Below are 18,218 nucleotides of genomic sequence, written 5' to 3' on the forward strand. Positions count from 1 at the left end.
TAGTCTGTTCACATGTCCGAACCGACCGGTGCCGCCCGCAGGCGCGGGCCCTTCAAGGTCGGGGACCAGGTTCAGCTGACCGACCCCAAGGGCCGCCACTACACGTTCACGCTCGAAGCCGGGAAGAACTTCCACACCCACAAGGGTTCCTTCCCGCACGACGAGTTGATCGGCGCTCCCGAGGGCAGCGTTGTCCGCACCACCGGGAACGTCGCCTATCTCGCGCTGCGCCCCCTGCTCCCCGACTACGTCCTGTCCATGCCCCGCGGGGCAGCCGTCGTGTACCCGAAGGACGCGGGGCAGATCATCGCCTTCGCCGACATCTTCCCCGGCGCGCGCGTCGTCGAAGCCGGCGTCGGCTCCGGCTCGCTCAGCAGCTTCCTGCTGCGCGCCATCGGCGACCAGGGCATGCTGCACTCCTACGAGCGCCGCGAGGACTTCGCCGAGATCGCCCAGCAGAACGTGGAGCGCTACTTCGGCGGCCCGCACCCCGCCTGGCAGCTCACCGTCGGCGACCTCCAGGACAACCTGTCCGACACCGACGTCGACCGCGTCATCCTCGACATGCTCGCCCCCTGGGAGTGCCTGGAGGCCGTCTCCAAGGCGCTCGTGCCGGGCGGCATCCTGTGCTGCTACGTCGCCACCACCACCCAGCTCGCCCGGACCGTGGAGTCCATCCGCGAGATCGGCTGCTTCAACGAGCCGACCGCCTGGGAGACGATGATCCGCAACTGGCACATCGAGGGCCTGGCGGTCCGCCCGGACCACCGGATGATCGGCCACACCGGCTTTCTGCTCACCGCCCGCCGCCTCGCGGACGGAGTGGAGCCGCCCATGCGCCGCCGCCGCCCCGCCAAGGGCGCCTACGGCGAGGACTACGCCGGCCCTAACGCCGACGGCGGCTCCGGCCGCTGAGGCGGCCTCCTGCCGCGTACAACGCAACGACGCTGTGGCCGAGTTCCCGGATCTCCCCGGGAACTCGGCCACAGCGCCTTTTTGCTGACGGCGTGCCACCCGCCGCGTCCACTTCGGCACCGGAACTGCACACCCCCGCCGTTCCCCCCGGGTGTGACGTGTGGCACGATGCCTGGCACCCCCACCGGCACAGCCCTCACAGGAGACACTCCTAGTGCAGCAATCCGCCGTCCCGGAACTGGCACACACGCACACCCGCCCCATCCACTGGGTCGCGACCGCCACCGCGGTGGCCGGCGTCGTGGCGCTCTCCTCGGTCCTGCAACCGCACTCCGCCACCGCGGCCCAGGCGGCCGGTCCGGAGTCGAAGACCGCTCCGGGCGCCCTCGCGCCCGACCCGAAGGGTGTCGACTTCCCGCTCGAGTGCGGCCCCGTGAAGGCGATCGTGGTGAAGAAGGCGTCGGGGGACCTCGACGGCGACGGCCGCCCCGAGACGGTGGCCGTCGTGCACTGCGACGCCCCCATGGGCACCCCGCCGGACGGCGTGTACGTCCTCACGCGCGGGACGGACAGCGAGCGCCCTCGCGTCGTGGCGACCCTCGTCGACCCCAAGGACCGGCAGACCGTCAGCGAGTTCGCGCTACGCGACGGCGCGGTGGCGGCGACCCTGCTCGGCTACTCGTCGTCCGACGTGCCCAGTTGCTGCCCCGATGTCACCGACAGCGCGAAGTGGACGTGGGACAACGGCGCGTTCGTCCGCTCCACGCCCGCCGGGGCGCAGAGCGTCTGACGACCCTCCGCGCGCGGCGCGTCACTGCGCGTCGGGTCCGTACACCTCGACCCGGTCCGCGACCCGGCGCACATGAATGCAGTCGCCGGGACACTCCTTCGCCGAGTCCACGACATCGGTGAGCAGCGGCAGCGGTACGGGGGTCGTGGCGCCCTTGTCCTGAAGCAACTCGTCGTCCGCGCTCTTGACGTAGGCGAGCCCGTCGATGTCCAGCTCGAACACCTCGGGGGCGTACTGGACACAGATGCCGTCGCCGGTACAGAGATCCTGATCGATCCAGACCTCCAGCGCCTCGCCGACCGCGGCCTCCTCCTGCACGCTCATCTCTCCTGCCGTCCTCCCGTGCCGAGCGATCTTTCCTCGACCCTACCTCCGCCCATGTTCCACCCGAGGCCGACGGGGGCTCCTCCCGGCCGCGAGCAAGGCTCCACCGCGAGAACGCACAGTGTGTGACCGGAGCCTCAGCGTCATGACACCGGAGTCCGGATGCACGGGTTCCGATGCCTTCTCCTGACTGGCCAAAGCCCTCCCGTCAGCTGCAACTCCGGCCAAAAGTGACGGTGTTTGACCAGTCCGGCCAGGAACAGCCCGCTTCTGAAACGCGTTGAGTGGGTATCCACACGGCGTACGGAAGGATGCGAGGTGTGGCTGACGACACACCTTGACAGTCTTTGTGATCTAGGGGTTTCAATCGACACCCACCCAGGTAGGGTCTGGAAGCGTCCAGCTCCCCTTGGAGGAGGTGAGGACCGTGGCAGCCCACGACGACGACATGAACCGCGGCATCCGCCCGGGACGAGGGTCCGAAGACCCCGCCGGACAGATCGCCTACCTTGAGCAGGAGATCGCCGTCCTGCGACGTAAGCTCGCCGACTCTCCGCGACACACGAGGATTCTCGAAGAGCGGATCGTCGAGCTCCAGACGAACCTGGCCGGCGTGTCCGCCCAGAACGAGCGACTCGCCAACACGCTCCGTGAGGCCCGCGACCAGATCGTGGCCCTCAAGGAAGAGGTCGACCGGCTCGCACAGCCACCGGCCGGCTTCGGTGTCTTCCTTCAGGCGAACGAGGACGGCACCGCCGACATCTTCACCGGAGGACGCAAACTCCGGGTGAATGTCAGCCCAAGCGTCGAACTCGACGACCTGCGCCGCGGCCAGGAAGTCATGCTCAACGAAGCGCTCAACGTGGTCGAGGCCATGGAGTTCGAGCGCGCCGGGGACATCGTCACCCTCAAGGAGATCCTCGAGGACGGCGAGCGCGCCCTGGTGCTCGGGCACACCGACGAGGAGCGGGTGGTGCGGCTCGCCGAGCCGCTGCTGGACGTGACCATCCGCCCCGGCGACGCCCTCCTGCTCGAACCCCGCTCCGGCTACGTCTACGAGATCGTGCCCAAGAGCGAGGTCGAGGAACTCGTCCTCGAAGAGGTCCCGGACATCGGCTACGAGCAGATCGGCGGCCTGGGCAACCAGATCGAGATGATCCGCGACGCAGTCGAGCTCCCCTACCTCTACCCGGACCTGTTCAAGGAGCACGAACTCCGCCCGCCCAAGGGCGTCCTGCTCTACGGACCGCCCGGATGCGGCAAGACGCTCATCGCCAAGGCCGTCGCCAACTCGCTGGCCAAGAAGGTCGCCGAGGTCACCGGCGTGGCCGCCGGCAAGAGCTTCTTCCTCAACATCAAGGGCCCCGAGCTCCTCAACAAGTACGTCGGCGAGACCGAGCGGCAGATCCGCCTGGTCTTCCAGCGTGCGCGTGAGAAGGCATCCGAGGGCACCCCCGTCATCGTCTTCTTCGACGAGATGGAGTCCCTCTTCCGCACCCGTGGCTCCGGTGTCAGCTCGGACGTGGAGAACACCATCGTCCCCCAGCTGCTCGCCGAGATCGACGGCGTCGAGGGCCTCCAGAACGTGGTCGTGATCGGTGCCTCCAACCGCGAGGACATGATCGACCCAGCCATCCTGCGCCCCGGCCGCCTGGACGTGAAGATCAAGATCGAACGTCCCGACGCCGAGGCCGCCAAGGACATCTTCGGCAAGTACCTCACCGAACGCCTCCCGCTGCACCCCGAGGACGTCGGCGAGCACGGCGGCGACAAGGGCTCCACGGTCCAGGGCATGATCCAGACCGCCGTGGAGCAGATGTACGCCGAATCCGAGGAGAACCGCTTCCTGGAAGTCACCTACGCCAACGGAGACAAGGAAGTCCTCTACTTCAAGGACTTCAACTCCGGCGCCATGATCGAGAACATCGTCGGGCGCGCCAAGAAAATGGCGATCAAGGACTTCCTGGAGCACAACCAGAAGGGCCTGCGCGTCTCCCACCTCCTCCAGGCTTGCGTGGACGAGTTCAAGGAGAACGAGGACCTGCCGAACACCACCAACCCGGACGACTGGGCCCGGATCTCCGGAAAGAAGGGCGAGCGGATCGTCTACATCCGCACCCTGATCACCGGAAAGCAGGGCGCCGACACCGGACGCTCCATCGACACGGTGGCGAACACCGGTCAGTACCTGTAAAAGCCAGGGCGGCTGCGGGTGCCCTCAGCGGGTACCCGCAGCCGACTGTTTTTGCGGCGACAACCGGAGCAATGCAATGACGCAAATGATCTCCCCACCAGCGCAAAGGCGTTCTAGGCTCTTCCGTACCGCCGAGTCGCGCAGTGCGGGGACGGGCACCGCACACGCACCGGAGCGCCAGCGGTACTTGAGCGCCGCCCCCGACCGAGGGCGCCGCCGGGCAAGGAGGGCCGCATGACCGTACGGCGAGTAATGGGCATCGAGACGGAGTACGGGATCTCCGTCCCCGGTCACCCCAACGCCAATGCCATGCTCACCTCATCCCAGATCGTCAACGCCTACGCGGCGGCGATGCACCGGGCCCGGCGGGCCCGCTGGGACTTCGAGGAGGAGAACCCGCTGCGGGACGCGCGAGGCTTCGACCTCGCCCGCGAGGCCGCCGACTCCAGCCAGCTCACCGACGAGGACATCGGCCTCGCCAACGTCATCCTCACCAACGGCGCGCGGCTCTACGTCGACCACGCCCACCCCGAGTACAGCGCACCCGAGGTCACCAACCCGCGCGACGCCGTCCTGTGGGACAAGGCCGGCGAACGGATCATGGCCGAGGCGGCGGAACGCGCCGCCCAGCTCCCCGGCGCCCAGCCGATCCACCTCTACAAGAACAACACCGACAACAAGGGCGCCTCCTACGGCACGCACGAGAACTACCTGATGAAGCGGGAGACCCCCTTCTCGGACATCGTGCGCCACCTCACGCCCTTCTTCGTCTCCCGCCAGGTCTTCGCCGGAGCGGGCCGCGTCGGCATCGGCCAGGACGGCCACGAGCACGGCTTCCAGCTCAGCCAGCGGGCGGACTACTTCGAGGTCGAGGTCGGCCTGGAGACCACCCTCAAGCGCCCCATCATCAACACCCGTGACGAGCCGCACGCCGACGCGGAGAAGTACCGCCGACTGCACGTGATCATCGGCGACGCGAACCTCTCCGAGATCTCGACCTACCTCAAGCTCGGCACGACAGCCCTCGTCCTCTCCATGATCGAGGACGGCTTCATCGCCGTCGACCTGGCCGTCGACCAACCCGTCCGCACCCTCCACCAGGTCTCCCACGACCCGACCCTCAAGCGCCTGGTCACGCTCCGCAGCGGCCGGACACTCACCGCGGTCCAGCTCCAGATGGAGTACTTCGAGCTCTCCCGCAAGTACGTCGAGGAGCGCTTCGGAGTCGACGCCGACGAACAGACCAAAGACGTCCTGACCAGGTGGGAAGACACCCTCAACCGCCTGGAGAACGACCCCATGAGCCTGGCCGGCGAACTGGACTGGGTCGCCAAGCGTGAGCTGATGGAGGGCTACCGGCGCCGCGACGGCCTCGACTGGGACGCCGCCCGACTCCACCTGGTGGACCTCCAGTACGCCGACGTACGCGCCGAGAAGGGCCTGTACAACCGTCTCGTGGCCCGCGGACGGATGAAGCGGCTCCTGGAGGAGTCCGACGTCGACCGGGCCCGTACGAAGCCGCCGGAGGACACGCGCGCGTACTTCCGCGGCCGCTGCCTGGAGCAGTACGCCGACGATGTCGCGGCCGCCTCCTGGGACTCGGTGATCTTCGATCTGCCGGGCCGGGACTCCCTCCAGCGCGTTCCAACCCTCGAACCGCTTCGCGGAACGCGAAATCATGTCAAGGAGCTCCTGGACCGCTGCCGAACCGCGGAAGACCTGGTCAGGGTCCTGTCCGGCGGCTGAGCGCGGGCTCGGGGGCATGAGCCCCGGCAGGGTGGAAAATCCCCCGTCCGGGAATCATCGAGGTGGCCCCCGCACGTTGAGGAAAGTGCGGGGCCGATGTCAGACCCGGCTTGTAGGGTCTGATCATCACCGATCGGCAGGAATGTCGACCTGGCGACCATGTCGGGCGAACTGAGCGGGGTGAGGGTTATGGCAACCAAGGACACCGGCGGTGGACAGCAGAAGGCCACACGCTCCACCGAGGAGGTCGAGGAGCAGACGGCAGAGGCCCAGGCTTCCGAGGACCTCAAGGAGCGCCACGAGAAGCTGAGCGATGACGTGGACTCGGTTCTGGATGAAATTGACGATGTCCTCGAGGAGAACGCAGAGGACTTCGTTCGAAGTTTCGTTCAGAAAGGCGGCGAGTAGCCTTCGAATCAAAGGCTTCGGGGGTTTTCGACCTTGGTAATCGGAGACGGTGTGAAGCGCTGCTCGCGGTGCGAGGAAGTGAGGCCGCGAGCAGCTTTCGCCAAGAACAAGTCCGCCCGTGATGGCTTGCTGGCGAAGGGTAAGAACGTCCGGCCGAAGGTGGAGACGCCTGAAGGGCACAAGTTCTGTCGTAGCTGTGGGGAGATCAAGCCGCACAGGGAATGGCATCGCAACGCGACAGCATCGGATGGCCTCGCCACGTGCTGCAAGGCATGCAAAGCCGCACGGGGCAGGCAGGGGCACCTCAAGCGCCAGTACGGCCTCACCGTAGCCGAACGCGACGCGATGATTGCCTCCCAGATGGGGCTCTGTGTGATCTGTCTGAAGGCTCCGGCCGTACATGTGGATCACTGCCACAAGACGGGTAGGGTCCGTGGCGTACTGTGCTTCAACTGCAATTCGGCCATCGGCAAGTTGGGAGACGACCCTGACGCCGCCCGCCGGGCCGCCGCTTACTTGGAAGGAATCGCGTGGAAGCCAACACTCGTAGCACCGGGCGTCTACCAGCTGCCTTCCTGACGCCTGGGTCGTCCTCGTTCATGGACTTTCTGTCCGAGCATCAGCCCGAGCTGCTGCCCGGGAAGCGTCAACTGCCGCCCACGCAGGGCGTGATCGAGGCCCCGCATGGGACCACGATCGTCGCTGTGACGTTTCCCGGAGGTGTCGTGCTGGCCGGTGACCGGCGAGCCACCATGGGGAATGTCATTGCGCAGCGTGACATCGAGAAGGTGTTCCCTGCGGATGAGTACTCGGCCGTCGGTATCGCCGGTACCGCCGGGCTCGCCGTAGAGATGGTGAAGCTCTTTCAGCTGGAGCTGGAGCACTTCGAGAAGGTCGAGGGTGCTCAGCTGTCGCTGGAGGGCAAGGCGAATCGGCTGTCGACCATGATCCGGTCGAATCTGGGCATGGCGATGCAGGGTCTTGCCGTGGTGCCGCTGTTCGCGGGGTACGACGTCGACCGCGACAAGGGGCGCATCTTCTCCTACGACGTCACCGGCGGCCGTTCCGAGGAGCAGGGCTACGCCGCCACCGGCTCGGGCTCGATCTTCGCGCGCGGTGCCATGAAGAAGCTGTTCCGTAACGACCTGAACGAGGACGAGGCCACCACCCTCGTGGTGCAGGCCCTGTACGACGCGGCAGACGACGACTCGGCGACCGGCGGTCCCGATGTCGCCCGCCGGATCTACCCGATCGTCACCGTGATCACCGACGACGGCTTCCGCCGGCTGACCGACGAGGAGTCTTCCGAGATCGCCCGCTCGATCCTGGAGCGGCGTCTGGAGCAGCCGGACGGGCCGAGGGCCGCGCTGCTGTAGCGGCCGGCGCGGTTCTTGCTAGGTGATCGCAGTGACTTCCACAGAAAGGGACGGATAACCGGTGTCGACGCCGTTCTATGTCTCCCCCCAGCAGGCCATGGCCGACCGGGCGGAGTACGCCCGCAAGGGCATCGCCCGTGGTCGCAGCCTGGTCGTGCTCCAGTACGCCGACGGCATCGTCTTCGTCGGCGAGAACCCGTCCCGCGCGCTGCACAAGTTCAGTGAGATCTACGACCGGATCGGCTTCGCGGCCGCCGGCAAGTACAACGAGTACGAGAATCTGCGGATCGGCGGTGTCCGGTATGCCGATCTTCGTGGGTACACCTACGACCGTGACGATGTGACCGCCCGCGGTCTGGCCAATGTCTATGCCCAGACGCTGGGCACGATCTTCTCTTCCGCGGCCGAGAAGCCGTACGAGGTGGAGCTGGTCGTCGCCGAGGTCGGGGAGACGCCGGAGGGTGATCAGATCTACCGGCTGCCGCACGACGGTTCGATCGTGGACGAGCACGGCTCGGTGGCGGTCGGCGGCAATGCCGAGTTGATCAGCAACTATCTGGATCAGCGTCACCAGGACGGCATGACGCTGGCCGAGGCGTTGAAGCTGGCCGTGCAGGCGCTGTCCCGTGAGTCCAACGGCAGTCAGCGGGAGATCCCGGCCGAGCGCCTGGAGGTCGCGGTGCTGGACCGGACGCGTCCGCAGCAGCGCAAGTTCAAGCGGATCGTCGGCCGTCAGCTGGGCCGGCTGCTGGAGGCCGACGGCGCTGCCACGGAGGCCGAGAGCGCCGAGGACGCCGAAGGCACCGACGAGGAGTAGTCCCGCACCACCCCACCCTGCTGTGCCCCGGCCGACCTCGCGGCCGGGGCACAGGGCGTTCAGGAGGCGCTTGGGGGCGCTGTGGAGCCCCGTACGACCAGTTCGACGGGAATGTCCCCCGCGTCGGGCGTACGGCCCTCCAGGACGGCCAGCAGGGCCCGCATGCCGCGCTCCCCGAACAGCTCCGCGTCCAGGCGTACGGTCGTCAGCTCCGGGTCGATGGCGGTGGCGAGGGCGAGGTCGTCCAAGCCGGTGACGGAGAGGTCCTCGGGGACGGCCAGGCCCAGGCGGCGGGCGGCTTTGTAGGCGCCGGCCGCGAGTTTGTCGTCGTCGCAGATGAGGGCCGTGGGGCGGGGTCCTGGTGTAGCGAGGGCGGCTTCGGCGGCGCGCTGGGCGCCTTCGATGGAGATCGGGGCGCGTGCCGTGGCCAGTGTGGTGCCGGGGACGGCGGCCAGGCGTGTGTGCAGCTCGCGGGCGCGTACCTCGAAGGTCCAGGAGGCCACGTCGGCCGCCAGGTGCAGGAAGCGGCGGTGGCCGAGGCTCAGCAGGTGCTCGGCGATCTGGCGTACACCGTCGGCGATGTCCAGGTTGACGGTGGCGGCGCCCAGGCTGCCGGTCGGGTCGCTGTCGAGCATCACCAGGGGCAGTTGGTCGCCGCGGATGGCGGTGAGGGCGTCGGCGGCCATGGAGGAGGCGATCACGCCGTCGAGGGCGGCCTGGGCGGAGGCGAAGGGGTCCCGCGCGGGGCCGATGCCTTCGGGGGAGGGGTACAGGACGACGCCGAAGCCGTGGGCGGCGGCCACGCGGGCGGCGCCGGTGTAGACGCCGGCGAAGAACTCCGTGGTGAGCGCGGGGACGACGAGGAGGACGGTGCGGGTGCGGCCGAGCCGTAGGTTGCGGGCGGCGAGGTTGGGCCGGTAGCCGAGTTCGCGGGCGGCCTGCCGGACTCGTTCGGCGGTGGCCTCGGAGACGCGGCCGCGCCATTTGTCGCCGAGCACCAGGGAGACCGCGGCCTGGGAGACGCCTGCGGCCTGTGCGACGTCCCGGCTGGTGGGGCGGGTGCTGCCTCGGGCCACCGTGGTGCCTGCGCTTTCGTCTGGACGTCCGAACAGCGCACATGGTACGTATGACGGAGGGAGTTATACGTAAAACCTCATGGGTCACGGCGAGGAGTGGGGACGGGACATGGCCGCGGGATACCTGGAGATCCTCAGGGCGAGGCACGCCACGCGGCTGCTCGTCGGCACGCTGGTGGGCCGGCTGCCGAATGCCACCGCCGCCATCGCGATCGTGCTCTTCGTCCGCGCCGAGGGCGGCACGTACAGCCTCGCGGGGGCGCTGGCGGCCGTCTACGGCGTCGCCAACGCCGTGGGGCAGCCGGTGCTGGGGCGGCTGGTGGATCTGCACGGGCAGCCGCGGGTGCAGTTGCCCTCCGCCGTGGTGTCGGCGCTCGGTATGGCCGTCTTCGCCTTCACCGGTATCGGGCCGCTCGCGCTCGCCTACGCGGCCGTGGCGGTCGCCGGACTGTTCACGCCGCCCTTGGAGGGCGGTCTGCGGGCGTTGTGGCCGTCTGTGCTCGGCAAGGAGGGCCAGGTGCACACGGCGTACGCGATGGATGCCGTGGCGCAGGAAGTCATGTTCACCGTCGGGCCGTTGCTGGTGACGCTGTGCACCTCGCTGTGGTCGGCGCAGGCGGCGCTGCTCGTGCTGAACGTCATAGGCGTTCTGGGTGCGCTGTCCGTGGTGGTGTCGGCGCCCTCGCGCGCGTGGCGCTCGGCGCCGCGTGAGGCGCACTGGCTGGGCGCGCTGCGCTCGCCCGGACTGCTGGCGCTGCTCGGTGCGTTCATCTTCGTTGGCATCGCGCTCGGCTCCATCACGGTCGCCTCGGTGCCGTATGCGGACGAGCACGGCGGTGACGCGGTCTACGGCTGGCTGATGGCGGCCCTGGGGCTCGGCGCGCTCGTCGGGGGCACGGTGTACGGGGCGCGGCAGTGGTCGGGGGAGCCGGGGCGGCGACTGACGGTGCTGGTGGCCCTTCTGGCGGTGTGTTACCTGCCGCTGATGCTGATGCCGGGCGCGGTTCCCATGGTGCTGCTGACCGTGCTGTCGGGTGTGTTCCTCGCTCCGTGCATCGCTTGTGCCTTTGTGCTCGTCGACCGGCACGCCCCGCGCGGGACGGTCACCGAGGCTTTCTCCTGGCTTGTGACGACGTTCACCGTCGGCGCGTCGGTCGGAACAGGGCTCGCGGGCCCGGTCGTCGAGGCCGGTGGCGCCCTGTGGGGCTTCGCCGTTCCGGGTGTCGCGGGAGCCGTGTCGCTGCTGGTCCTGCTGGCCACGGGGCGGGTCCTCGCAGCGTCCGGGCAGGGAGCGGTCGTTGCGGCTTCATCGGAAAATGATCCAAACCGTGCCGTCGAACCCCGTTTCAGCACCGGGGATCGGGCGTAATGTTCAGTCATGGACCGCCGCATTTTCGGGCTGGAGAACGAGTACGGCGTCACGTGCACGTTCAGGGGACAGCGCCGTCTGTCGCCTGACGAGGTGGCGCGGTACCTCTTCCGCCGTGTCGTGTCATGGGGCCGCAGCAGCAATGTCTTTCTGCGGAACGGCGCCCGCCTCTATCTCGACGTGGGGTCACATCCGGAATACGCGACACCCGAATGTGACAACGTGACCGAACTGGTCACGCACGACAAGGCAGGCGAGCGCATTCTGGAAGGGCTACTGGTGGACGCCGAACGACGCCTGCACGAGGAAGGAATCGCGGGCGACGTCTACCTCTTCAAGAACAACACCGACTCGGCGGGCAACTCCTACGGTTGCCACGAGAACTATCTGGTGGCGCGGCACGGGGAGTTCTCCCGGCTCGCGGACATCCTCATTCCGTTCCTTGTCACGCGTCAGCTCCTGTGCGGCGCGGGCAAGGTGCTCCAGACCCCGCGCGGGGCCGTGTACTGCGTGAGTCAGCGGGCGGAGCACATCTGGGAGGGCGTCTCCTCGGCGACGACCCGTTCCCGGCCCATCATCAACACTCGCGACGAGCCGCACGCGGACGCCGAGCGCTATCGCCGGCTGCATGTCATCGTGGGCGACTCCAACATGTCCGAGACGACCATGCTGCTCAAGGTCGGTGCCACCGATCTGGTGCTGCGCATGATCGAGGCGGGCACGGTGATGCGGGACCTCACCCTGGAGAACCCGATCCGGGCGATCCGCGAGGTCAGCCATGACATCACCGGCCGGCGCAAGGTGCGCCTGGCCAGCGGCCGCGAGGCTTCCGCGCTGGAGGTGCAGCGGGAGTACTACGAGAAGGCCGTGGACTTCTGCGAGCGCCGCGGTATCCGCACCGGCACCGTGGAGCAGGTGCTGGAGCTGTGGGGCCGCACGCTGGACTCGATCGAGTCGGAGGATCTCGACCGGATCGGCACCGAGATCGACTGGGTCATGAAGTACAAGCTCATCGAGCGCTATCGGGCCAAGCACAACATGACCATGTCGCATCCGCGGGTGGCGCAGATAGACCTCGCCTACCACGACATCCACCGCCGTCGTGGGCTGTACTACCTGCTGGAGAGGAAGGGTCAAGCAGCGCGGATCTGCAATGACTTGAAGATCTTCGAAGGCAAGTCCGTTCCGCCGCAGACCACTCGGGCCCGGCTGCGCGGCGACTTCATCCGCAGGGCCCAGGAACAGCGCCGGGACTTCACCGTCGACTGGGTCCATCTCAAGCTCAACGACCAGGCCCAGCGCACGGTGTTGTGCAAGGACCCGTTCCGTTCCGTGGACGACCGGGTGGAGAAACTGATCGCCGGTATGTGAGCGACGAGTTCCGGCCCACTGGTGCCGGAACGCAACACGGGCGCCGTACGTTTCTCGTACGGCGCCCTTCTCACGCCGTAGAGTTGCGCGCACGCCATTCACAAGATCGACCGATTACGAGGCCCCCACCGTGCGCCGACGCTCACTCCTCATTGCCGTACCCGCCGGACTGGCCACGCTCGCCGCGTGCGGCGACGACGACGCCGACTCCAGCGAGGCCAGCGACAGCGCGTCGCCCTCGGCCCCCGAGACGTCGGCCGCGCCGTCGCCGAAGATCGTGGACGGTCCGCTGCCGGCGATCACCGCGGGGACGAAGTTCGGTGAGAAGCCGACGGTCGCCAAGGGCAGCGGTGACCCGTCGAAGGATCTGGCCGTGAAGACGGTGATCGCGGGCAACGGCCAGACGGTCGCGGAGAACGACTACATCCAGGCCCACTACCTGGGCCAGATCTGGTCCTCGGCGAAGGTCTTCGACAACTCCTACGACCGCAAGACGCCGCTGGTCATCCAGCTCGCCCAGGGCAGCATCATCGACGGCTGGCGCTACGCCCTGCCCGGCAAGAAGGTCGGCAGCCGCGTCCAGATGGCCGTCCCGCCGACCTGGGGCTACGGCACCCAGGGCAACAGCCAGGCGGGCATCAAGGGCACCGACACGCTGGTGTTCGTGGTGGATGTGCAGGGCACCTTCAACGCCAAGAGCTCCGCCAAGGGCACCGAGGTCGCCCAGGACAATGTGGACCTGCCCAAGGTCGGCACCAACACCGACGGCAAGGCGCCCTCCATCGAGGTCCCCGAGACCGACGCGCCGACGAAGCTGGTGGCGAACTACATCCTGGAGGGTGACGGCGCGGAGGTCGGCGCCGAGGACAGCGTGCTGGTGCAGTACAAGGGCGTGCTGTGGGACGGCGGCAAGGAGTTCGATGCCACGTACACCAACAAGCAGCTGGTGTCCTTCTCCCTCCAGCAGGTCGTCAAGGGCTGGGCACAGGGCCTGACCGGCAAGAAGGTCGGCAGCCGCGTCCTCATCGTCATCCCGCCGGACCTCGGTTACGGCGACAACCCTCCGCAGGGCAGCGGCATCAAGAAGGACTCCACGCTGGTCTTCTCGGTCGACATCCTCGCGAAGATGTGACCCCGCGCGGGATGTAAGACTGTGACGTTGCCTGTCCGACACAAGCATGGAGCTGAACACGTGAGCATCGACAAGCCCGAGATCGACTTCCCGGGTGGCGAGCCGCCGGCGGACCTGGAGATCAAGGACATCTGGGAGGGCGACGGAGAGGTGGCCCAGGCGGGCCAGACCGTGACCGTGCACTACGTCGGTGTCGCCTTCAGCACCGGCGAGGAGTTCGACGCCAGCTGGAACCGTGGCACGCCGTTCCGCTTCCCGCTGGGCGGCGGCCGGGTCATCAAGGGCTGGGACCAGGGCGTGCAGGGCATGAAGGTCGGCGGCCGCCGCCAGCTGACCATCCCGGCCCACCTCGCCTACGGCAACCAGAGCCCGACGCCGGCCATCCAGCCGGGCGAGACCCTGATCTTCGTGGTCGACCTCCTCGGGGTCTGATCATTCGACGTCCGATCATTCGGCGTCCGATCACTCGAGGTCTGATCGTCTTGCGACCGGACCCGATCACCTGGGGCCCATGCCTGGCCGGGCATGGGCCCTCGGCTTTTGCCGCGCCACCTGAGGGCGGTACGGTCATCGGTCTAAGCACCATAGGGAGGCGAAGGGCGTCGATGGCCATTGCCAAGGCCGAGCGGCTCATGAATCTGGCGCTGTGTCTGCTCGGGACGCGGCGGCCGCTGAGCAAGCGCGAGCTGCGTGACTCCATCGAGGCGTACGTCGAAGCCTTCGGACCGGGCGGCGGCGCGGCGGGGAGCGACGACTCCTTCAACCGCATGTTCGAGCGCGACAAGGACGATCTGCGCGAACTCGGCCTGGTCATCGAGACCGTCGAGAGCCTCGACGGCGAGGTCGGCTATCTCGCCCGCCGCGACAGCAACCGGCTGCCCCCGATCACCCTCGACGCCGAGGAGGCGGCCGCCCTGGGCCTGGCCGCGAAGGTCTGGCAGCAGGCCCGGCTCGCCGGTGCCGCCAGCGGCGCCCTCCAGAAGCTGCGTGCGGCCGGTCTGCCCGAGGACGTCGACCCCTACGAGGCCCATGGCGCGCTGGAACCGCGGATCCCCGTCCACGAGGCCGCGTTCGAGCCGCTGATGCTGGCCTGCCGGGACCGCCGGACGGTCGGCTTCGATTACCGTAAGGCCACCGCCGCGCACCCCGAGCCCCGGCATGTCGAGCCGTGGGCGCTGGAGTGCTGGCGCGGCCACTGGTATCTGGCGGGCTGGGACCGCGACCGGGGTGCCGAGCGGGTCTTCAGGCTCTCCCGGATCACCGGCAAGGTCCGCTCGCGCGGCGGGAAGTTCACCGCCCCGGTGCCGGACGTCGTCACCGTGCGGGAGACCGTCGCGGGCTGGGCGGGGGAGACCGCCGACCGCTCCGCGCTGATCCGGCTGCGTTCCGATGCCGGGTACCCCTTGCGGGCGAAAGCCACCCGGGTCCGGGAACTCGGTGACGGCTGGGACGAGTTGGAGATTCCGTACGGCCATGGCCTGGACGCCTGGCTGGTGGAGTTCGGTCCGGACGTGGTGGTGCTGGAGCCCGCCGAGCTGCGGGCCGATGTGATGGACCGGCTGCGTGCCGTGGCCAAGGGCTGAGGGGGAGCGGACGAAGACGTGGCAGGCAAACCGGTCAGGCCCGTGAACGCCATCGACCAGACCCGGCGGATGCTCTCCCTGGTGACGTATCTCAGGGAGCGCCCCGGCGCCCGCGTCGAGGACGTCGCGCGCGCCTTCGGCATCACCGAGGACGAGCTGGTCTCGGACCTCGATGTGCTGCCCATGTGCGGCACCAGCTTCCGCGGTGGCGATCTGCTCGACATCGACACCGACGGCGAGCGGATCTGGTGGCACAACCCGGCCGCCCTCGCGGCGGAAGCCGCCGAGCCGCTGCGGCTGGCCTCCGACGAGGCCACGGCCCTGCTGGTGGCGGCCCGCGCGGTGGCCACGCTGCCCGGACTGCGCGAGGGCGACCGGCAGGCCCTGCTGCGGGCCACCGCCAAGGTGGAGACCGCGGCCGGCGAGGCGGCGGGCGCCAGCGCCCGGCTCTCGGTGACCTTTGAGTCCGAGGGCGGCGTCTTCGCCGACGTCGACCGGGCGATCTCCGAGCGCCGCCGGCTGTGGATCCGCTACTACTCCCCGGCCCGCGACGAGGTCACCGAGCGCGAGATCGACCCGATCCGCCTGGTCAGCGTGGGGCACACCTATGTCGAGGCATGGTGCCGCCGCTCCGAGGCGCGCCGCACCTTCCGGCTCGACCGGGTCGCCGAGATCAAGATCCTCGACGAGCCCTCGGCGCCGCCCGAGGTCGAGCTGCGGGACCTCTCCGAGGGGCTGGTGCAGCCCGCCGCCGAGGACCCCGAAGTGATCGTCGAGGTCGGTCCCGGCGGGCGCTGGGTCGCCGAGTACTACCCGCACGACAGTGCGGATGAGCTTCCCGACGGCGGGCTGCGTATCACTCTGCGGACGCCCGACCCGGCGTCGCTGCGGCGCCTCGCGCTCCGGCTCGGCCCCGACGGCCGTATCGTCGCCCCGCCCGAGCTGGCCGACAGCGCCCGCCGGGCGGCCCGGGAGGCCCTCGCGGCGTACGACGGCATCGAGGCGCAGGGCTGAGCACGGTCGTGCTCCGGACACCGGCACACAGCGCCCGTAGGCGATCGACCAATGAAAGGGAGCGGTGCTTTGAGTGAGTCGGTGATGTCGGGGGTCTCGGTGGCGTCCGCGTTCGCGGGGATGAGAAGTGTGTCCAGCGTGGTGTTCAGGGCGGGCTGCCCGGACTGCCGGGGCCGGTTCGAACTCGCCGCGAGCGCCCTCAGGCTGGCCATCGGCGCCAGCAGCCGTACCACCTTCTACTCCTTCACCTGCCCCGACTGCGGTGTCCCGGTGCGCAAGCCGGCCGGGGAGCGGATCGTGGAGCTGCTCACCGGGGGCGGGGTCCGCACGCTGCGGCTGCACTCGACCGTCTAGGCTCGGCGTCATGTTCTGGCCGATGTTCGCGGTTGCTGTGGGGTTCCTGGGTCTCGTCGTTCTCGGCGTGCTCGCGGTGCGGGTCTTCGTGGAGGCGCAGCGTCTCGGCTGGCAGGTCTCGGAGTCCGCGCGGCGCATCAGCAGGGCGGCGGAGGACCTGGAGCGGGCGGCCGTGAGCACGGCGCGGACCGTGGACTCGCTGTGAGTCCGGCTGAGAACCAGGTGTGAGTCCTGCGCCGCAAGCGCTTTGGGGCACTTCGCCCTGTCACCCAGGTGCCAGTGCCAGGTACGCTGCTGGTCGCGGCCCGAGAACGAGGCCCGGACCGCGGACCGGGAGTATGCACGGGGATTGCCGGACGTTTACCCCTGAGCGTTACGATCGCTGTCAGCACGGTCGTTCGGACATTTGTCCGACCGGTCGGACAGGCACACACCCGCCCGCCTCGGTGAGAAGGTAAAGACTTATGGGACGGCTCGGACCTACCGAGATCATTCTGATCCTCGTCGTCATCATCCTGCTGTTCGGTGCGAAGAAGCTTCCGGACATGGCTCGTTCGCTCGGCAAGTCCGCGCGCATCCTCAAGAGCGAGGCCAAGGCGATGAAGGAGGAGGACAAGTCCTCCGCGCCGGCCGACCCGCCGCACCAGGCCGACGAGCAGCCCGCGCAGCGCATCATCCAGGCCGCCCCCGGCGACGTGACCAGCTCGCGCCCGGTCACCGAGCCGACGGACACGACCAAGCGCTGACGCAGGGCCGGTGATGACCGGCCCGCCGCACGAGATGGGAACGTGGGTTGCTGAAGCCTGCCCGCAACAAGGAGAAGGATCCCGAGGGGCGGATGCCCCTCGCGGAACACCTTCGTGAGCTCCGCAACCGGCTCGCGAAGGCGCTGCTGGCCATCGTCGTCGTGACGATCGTCGCCGCCTTCTTCTACATGGACATCATCAGCTTCTTCACGGAGCCGATCCTGAAGTCGGTCGGCTGCAAGGAGAGCTTCGAGCAACTGGCGAACACCTCCACCGAGAAGACCTGTGCGCAGATCACGATCAACGGTCTGCTCACCCCCTTCACCCTCGCGCTGAAGGTGTCGCTGATGGCCGGCGTGGTCCTGGCCTCGCCGATCTGGCTCTACCAGCTCTGGGCCTTCGTCGCCCCGGGCCTGCACAGGCACGAGAAGAAGTACGCGTACGCGTTCGTCGCCACGGGCTTCCCGCTGTTCCTGATGGGCGCCTTCTTCGCGTACAAGGTGCTGCCCGCCACCGCGAAGGTGCTGATCGAGTTCACTCCGTTCGGCGTGGACAACCTGCTGCCGCTGGACGATCTGCTCGACCTCGTCACGCGCATGGTGATCGTCTTCGGTCTCTCCTTCGAGTTGCCGCTGCTGCTGGTCATGCTCAACTTCAGCGGCGCCATCACCGGCAAGCGGATGCTCGGCTGGTGGCGCGGAATGATCATGGGCATCACGGTGTTCGCGGCCGTCGCGACCCCGAGCACCGACCCGCTGACCATGATGGCGCTCGCCGGACCGATCTGGGTGCTGTACTTCCTCGCGGTCGCCGTCTCGCTGGTCAACGACCGCCGCAGGCGCCTGCGTGAGGCGATGGGCCCCGCCGACGACGAGGCCTCCGACCTCGACCTCACCCCCGAGGACATCGGCGAGGTCGAGACCGTCTCCGCCAGCCGGGCCCTGCCCGAGCAGGCGTCCACGGACCGGGTCAACGGTTATGACGACGTGACCTGAAGATCGGG

At 68.5% G+C, this 18,218-nt stretch carries 20 protein-coding genes; 18 read left to right on the top strand and 2 right to left on the bottom strand.

The genetic code is table 11. The features are described 5' to 3' along the window. The first annotated feature begins 12 nt into the window (after nucleotides 1–12). Together BN159_RS34360 and BN159_RS34365 are read left to right on the top strand one after the other, a co-directional pair. Nucleotides 13–915: a tRNA (adenine-N1)-methyltransferase gene (locus tag BN159_RS34360; RefSeq protein ID WP_015661644.1), complete on the top strand. Its 903-nt coding sequence runs from the start codon at nucleotides 13–15 to the stop codon at nucleotides 913–915. A gap of 214 nt (nucleotides 916–1,129) precedes the next feature. Continuing rightward, nucleotides 1,130–1,705 carry a hypothetical protein gene (locus BN159_RS34365; protein WP_015661645.1) on the top strand — a complete coding sequence of 192 codons (576 nt, stop codon included), beginning with the start codon at nucleotides 1,130–1,132 and terminating at the stop codon, nucleotides 1,703–1,705. Nucleotides 1,706–1,726: 21 nt separating this feature from the next. On the opposite strand, the gene BN159_RS34370 is transcribed toward BN159_RS34365, so the two are convergent. Beyond that, nucleotides 1,727–2,029 carry a ferredoxin gene (locus BN159_RS34370; RefSeq protein WP_015661646.1) on the bottom strand — a complete coding sequence of 101 codons (303 nt, stop codon included), beginning with the start codon at nucleotides 2,027–2,029 and terminating at the stop codon, nucleotides 1,727–1,729. A gap of 427 nt (nucleotides 2,030–2,456) precedes the next feature. Here BN159_RS34370 and arc point away from each other — a divergent pair, with 427 nt between their 5' ends. The 6 genes from arc (at nucleotide 2,457) to prcA (ending at nucleotide 8,570) form a co-directional block, all read left to right on the top strand. Then, nucleotides 2,457–4,223, top strand: coding sequence for a proteasome ATPase (gene arc, locus BN159_RS34375; RefSeq protein WP_015661647.1), 1,767 nt, complete (start codon nucleotides 2,457–2,459; stop codon nucleotides 4,221–4,223). 234 nt (nucleotides 4,224–4,457) lie between these two features. After that, on the top strand, nucleotides 4,458–5,969 hold the full coding sequence (dop, locus tag BN159_RS34380; protein WP_015661648.1) for a depupylase/deamidase Dop: 1,512 nt from the start codon (nucleotides 4,458–4,460) through the stop codon (nucleotides 5,967–5,969). A gap of 189 nt (nucleotides 5,970–6,158) precedes the next feature. After that, nucleotides 6,159–6,377 (top strand): ubiquitin-like protein Pup, encoded by a 219-nt coding sequence (locus BN159_RS34385; RefSeq protein WP_041822104.1) that lies wholly within the window; start codon nucleotides 6,159–6,161, stop codon nucleotides 6,375–6,377. A 33-nt stretch (nucleotides 6,378–6,410) separates the two neighbouring features. Next, complete coding sequence (locus BN159_RS44360) at nucleotides 6,411–6,956, top strand: endonuclease VII domain-containing protein (RefSeq protein WP_041822105.1); 546 nt, start codon at nucleotides 6,411–6,413, stop codon at nucleotides 6,954–6,956. Next, nucleotides 6,908–7,753 carry a proteasome subunit beta gene (gene prcB, locus BN159_RS34395; RefSeq protein ID WP_041820259.1) on the top strand — a complete coding sequence of 282 codons (846 nt, stop codon included), beginning with the start codon at nucleotides 6,908–6,910 and terminating at the stop codon, nucleotides 7,751–7,753. The genes BN159_RS44360 and prcB overlap by 49 nt, the downstream gene beginning before the upstream one ends. Nucleotides 7,754–7,814: 61 nt before the next feature. Further along, nucleotides 7,815–8,570 (top strand): proteasome subunit alpha, encoded by a 756-nt coding sequence (gene prcA / locus BN159_RS34400; RefSeq protein WP_015661652.1) that lies wholly within the window; start codon nucleotides 7,815–7,817, stop codon nucleotides 8,568–8,570. 59 nt (nucleotides 8,571–8,629) lie between these two features. On the opposite strand, the gene BN159_RS34405 is transcribed toward prcA, so the two are convergent. Beyond that, nucleotides 8,630–9,646, bottom strand: a complete 1,017-nt coding sequence (locus BN159_RS34405; protein ID WP_015661653.1) for a LacI family DNA-binding transcriptional regulator — start codon at nucleotides 9,644–9,646, stop codon at nucleotides 8,630–8,632. A gap of 109 nt (nucleotides 9,647–9,755) precedes the next feature. On the opposite strand from BN159_RS34405, the gene BN159_RS34410 reads away from it, so the two are divergent. The 10 genes from BN159_RS34410 to tatC all read left to right on the top strand — a co-directional run bounded on the left by BN159_RS34410 (nucleotide 9,756) and on the right by tatC (nucleotide 18,210). Next, nucleotides 9,756–11,015 carry an MFS transporter gene (locus BN159_RS34410; RefSeq protein ID WP_015661654.1) on the top strand — a complete coding sequence of 420 codons (1,260 nt, stop codon included), beginning with the start codon at nucleotides 9,756–9,758 and terminating at the stop codon, nucleotides 11,013–11,015. Nucleotides 11,016–11,024: 9 nt separating this feature from the next. Then, nucleotides 11,025–12,386 carry a Pup--protein ligase gene (pafA, locus tag BN159_RS34415; protein ID WP_015661655.1) on the top strand — a complete coding sequence of 454 codons (1,362 nt, stop codon included), beginning with the start codon at nucleotides 11,025–11,027 and terminating at the stop codon, nucleotides 12,384–12,386. A 130-nt stretch (nucleotides 12,387–12,516) separates the two neighbouring features. Continuing rightward, a complete protein-coding gene (locus BN159_RS34420) occupies nucleotides 12,517–13,518 on the top strand; it encodes an FKBP-type peptidyl-prolyl cis-trans isomerase (protein ID WP_015661656.1) in 1,002 nt (333 codons plus the stop codon). A gap of 60 nt (nucleotides 13,519–13,578) precedes the next feature. Beyond that, entirely contained in the window at nucleotides 13,579–13,950 is a 372-nt protein-coding gene (locus BN159_RS34425) for an FKBP-type peptidyl-prolyl cis-trans isomerase (RefSeq protein WP_015661657.1), read from the top strand. A gap of 173 nt (nucleotides 13,951–14,123) precedes the next feature. Continuing rightward, entirely contained in the window at nucleotides 14,124–15,101 is a 978-nt protein-coding gene (locus BN159_RS34430; protein ID WP_015661658.1) for a helix-turn-helix transcriptional regulator, read from the top strand. 18 nt (nucleotides 15,102–15,119) lie between these two features. Beyond that, nucleotides 15,120–16,115 carry a helix-turn-helix transcriptional regulator gene (locus BN159_RS34435; protein WP_015661659.1) on the top strand — a complete coding sequence of 332 codons (996 nt, stop codon included), beginning with the start codon at nucleotides 15,120–15,122 and terminating at the stop codon, nucleotides 16,113–16,115. Between the two features lie 69 nt (nucleotides 16,116–16,184). Then, nucleotides 16,185–16,469 (top strand): hypothetical protein, encoded by a 285-nt coding sequence (locus tag BN159_RS34440; RefSeq protein ID WP_015661660.1) that lies wholly within the window; start codon nucleotides 16,185–16,187, stop codon nucleotides 16,467–16,469. A 10-nt stretch (nucleotides 16,470–16,479) separates the two neighbouring features. Continuing rightward, entirely contained in the window at nucleotides 16,480–16,674 is a 195-nt protein-coding gene (locus BN159_RS34445; protein ID WP_015661661.1) for a hypothetical protein, read from the top strand. 259 nt (nucleotides 16,675–16,933) lie between these two features. Next, nucleotides 16,934–17,215, top strand: coding sequence for a Sec-independent protein translocase subunit TatA (gene tatA, locus BN159_RS34450; RefSeq protein WP_015661662.1), 282 nt, complete (start codon nucleotides 16,934–16,936; stop codon nucleotides 17,213–17,215). Nucleotides 17,216–17,262: 47 nt separating this feature from the next. Further along, nucleotides 17,263–18,210, top strand: coding sequence for a twin-arginine translocase subunit TatC (gene tatC / locus BN159_RS34455; RefSeq protein WP_015661663.1), 948 nt, complete (start codon nucleotides 17,263–17,265; stop codon nucleotides 18,208–18,210). Nucleotides 18,211–18,218 lie beyond the last annotated feature (8 nt).

This window comes from Streptomyces davaonensis JCM 4913 (assembly GCF_000349325.1).
GTDB lineage: Bacteria > Actinomycetota > Actinomycetes > Streptomycetales > Streptomycetaceae > Streptomyces > Streptomyces davaonensis.

Excerpts from the sequence above, each read along its gene's own strand:
- BN159_RS34410 (WP_015661654.1), top strand. The coding sequence starts at position 9,756 with ATGGCCGCGGGATACCTGGAGATCCTCAGGGCGAGGCACGCCACGCGG.
- pafA (WP_015661655.1), top strand. The coding sequence starts at position 11,025 with ATGGACCGCCGCATTTTCGGGCTGGAGAACGAGTACGGCGTCACGTGC.
- BN159_RS34370 (WP_015661646.1), bottom strand. The coding sequence starts at position 2,029 with ATGAGCGTGCAGGAGGAGGCCGCGGTCGGCGAGGCGCTGGAGGTCTGG.
- BN159_RS34360 (WP_015661644.1), top strand. The coding sequence starts at position 13 with ATGTCCGAACCGACCGGTGCCGCCCGCAGGCGCGGGCCCTTCAAGGTC.
- BN159_RS34385 (WP_041822104.1), top strand. The coding sequence starts at position 6,159 with ATGGCAACCAAGGACACCGGCGGTGGACAGCAGAAGGCCACACGCTCC.
- BN159_RS34445 (WP_015661661.1), top strand. The coding sequence starts at position 16,480 with ATGTTCTGGCCGATGTTCGCGGTTGCTGTGGGGTTCCTGGGTCTCGTC.
- tatA (WP_015661662.1), top strand. The coding sequence starts at position 16,934 with ATGGGACGGCTCGGACCTACCGAGATCATTCTGATCCTCGTCGTCATC.
- dop (WP_015661648.1), top strand. The coding sequence starts at position 4,458 with ATGACCGTACGGCGAGTAATGGGCATCGAGACGGAGTACGGGATCTCC.
- BN159_RS34430 (WP_015661658.1), top strand. The coding sequence starts at position 14,124 with ATGGCCATTGCCAAGGCCGAGCGGCTCATGAATCTGGCGCTGTGTCTG.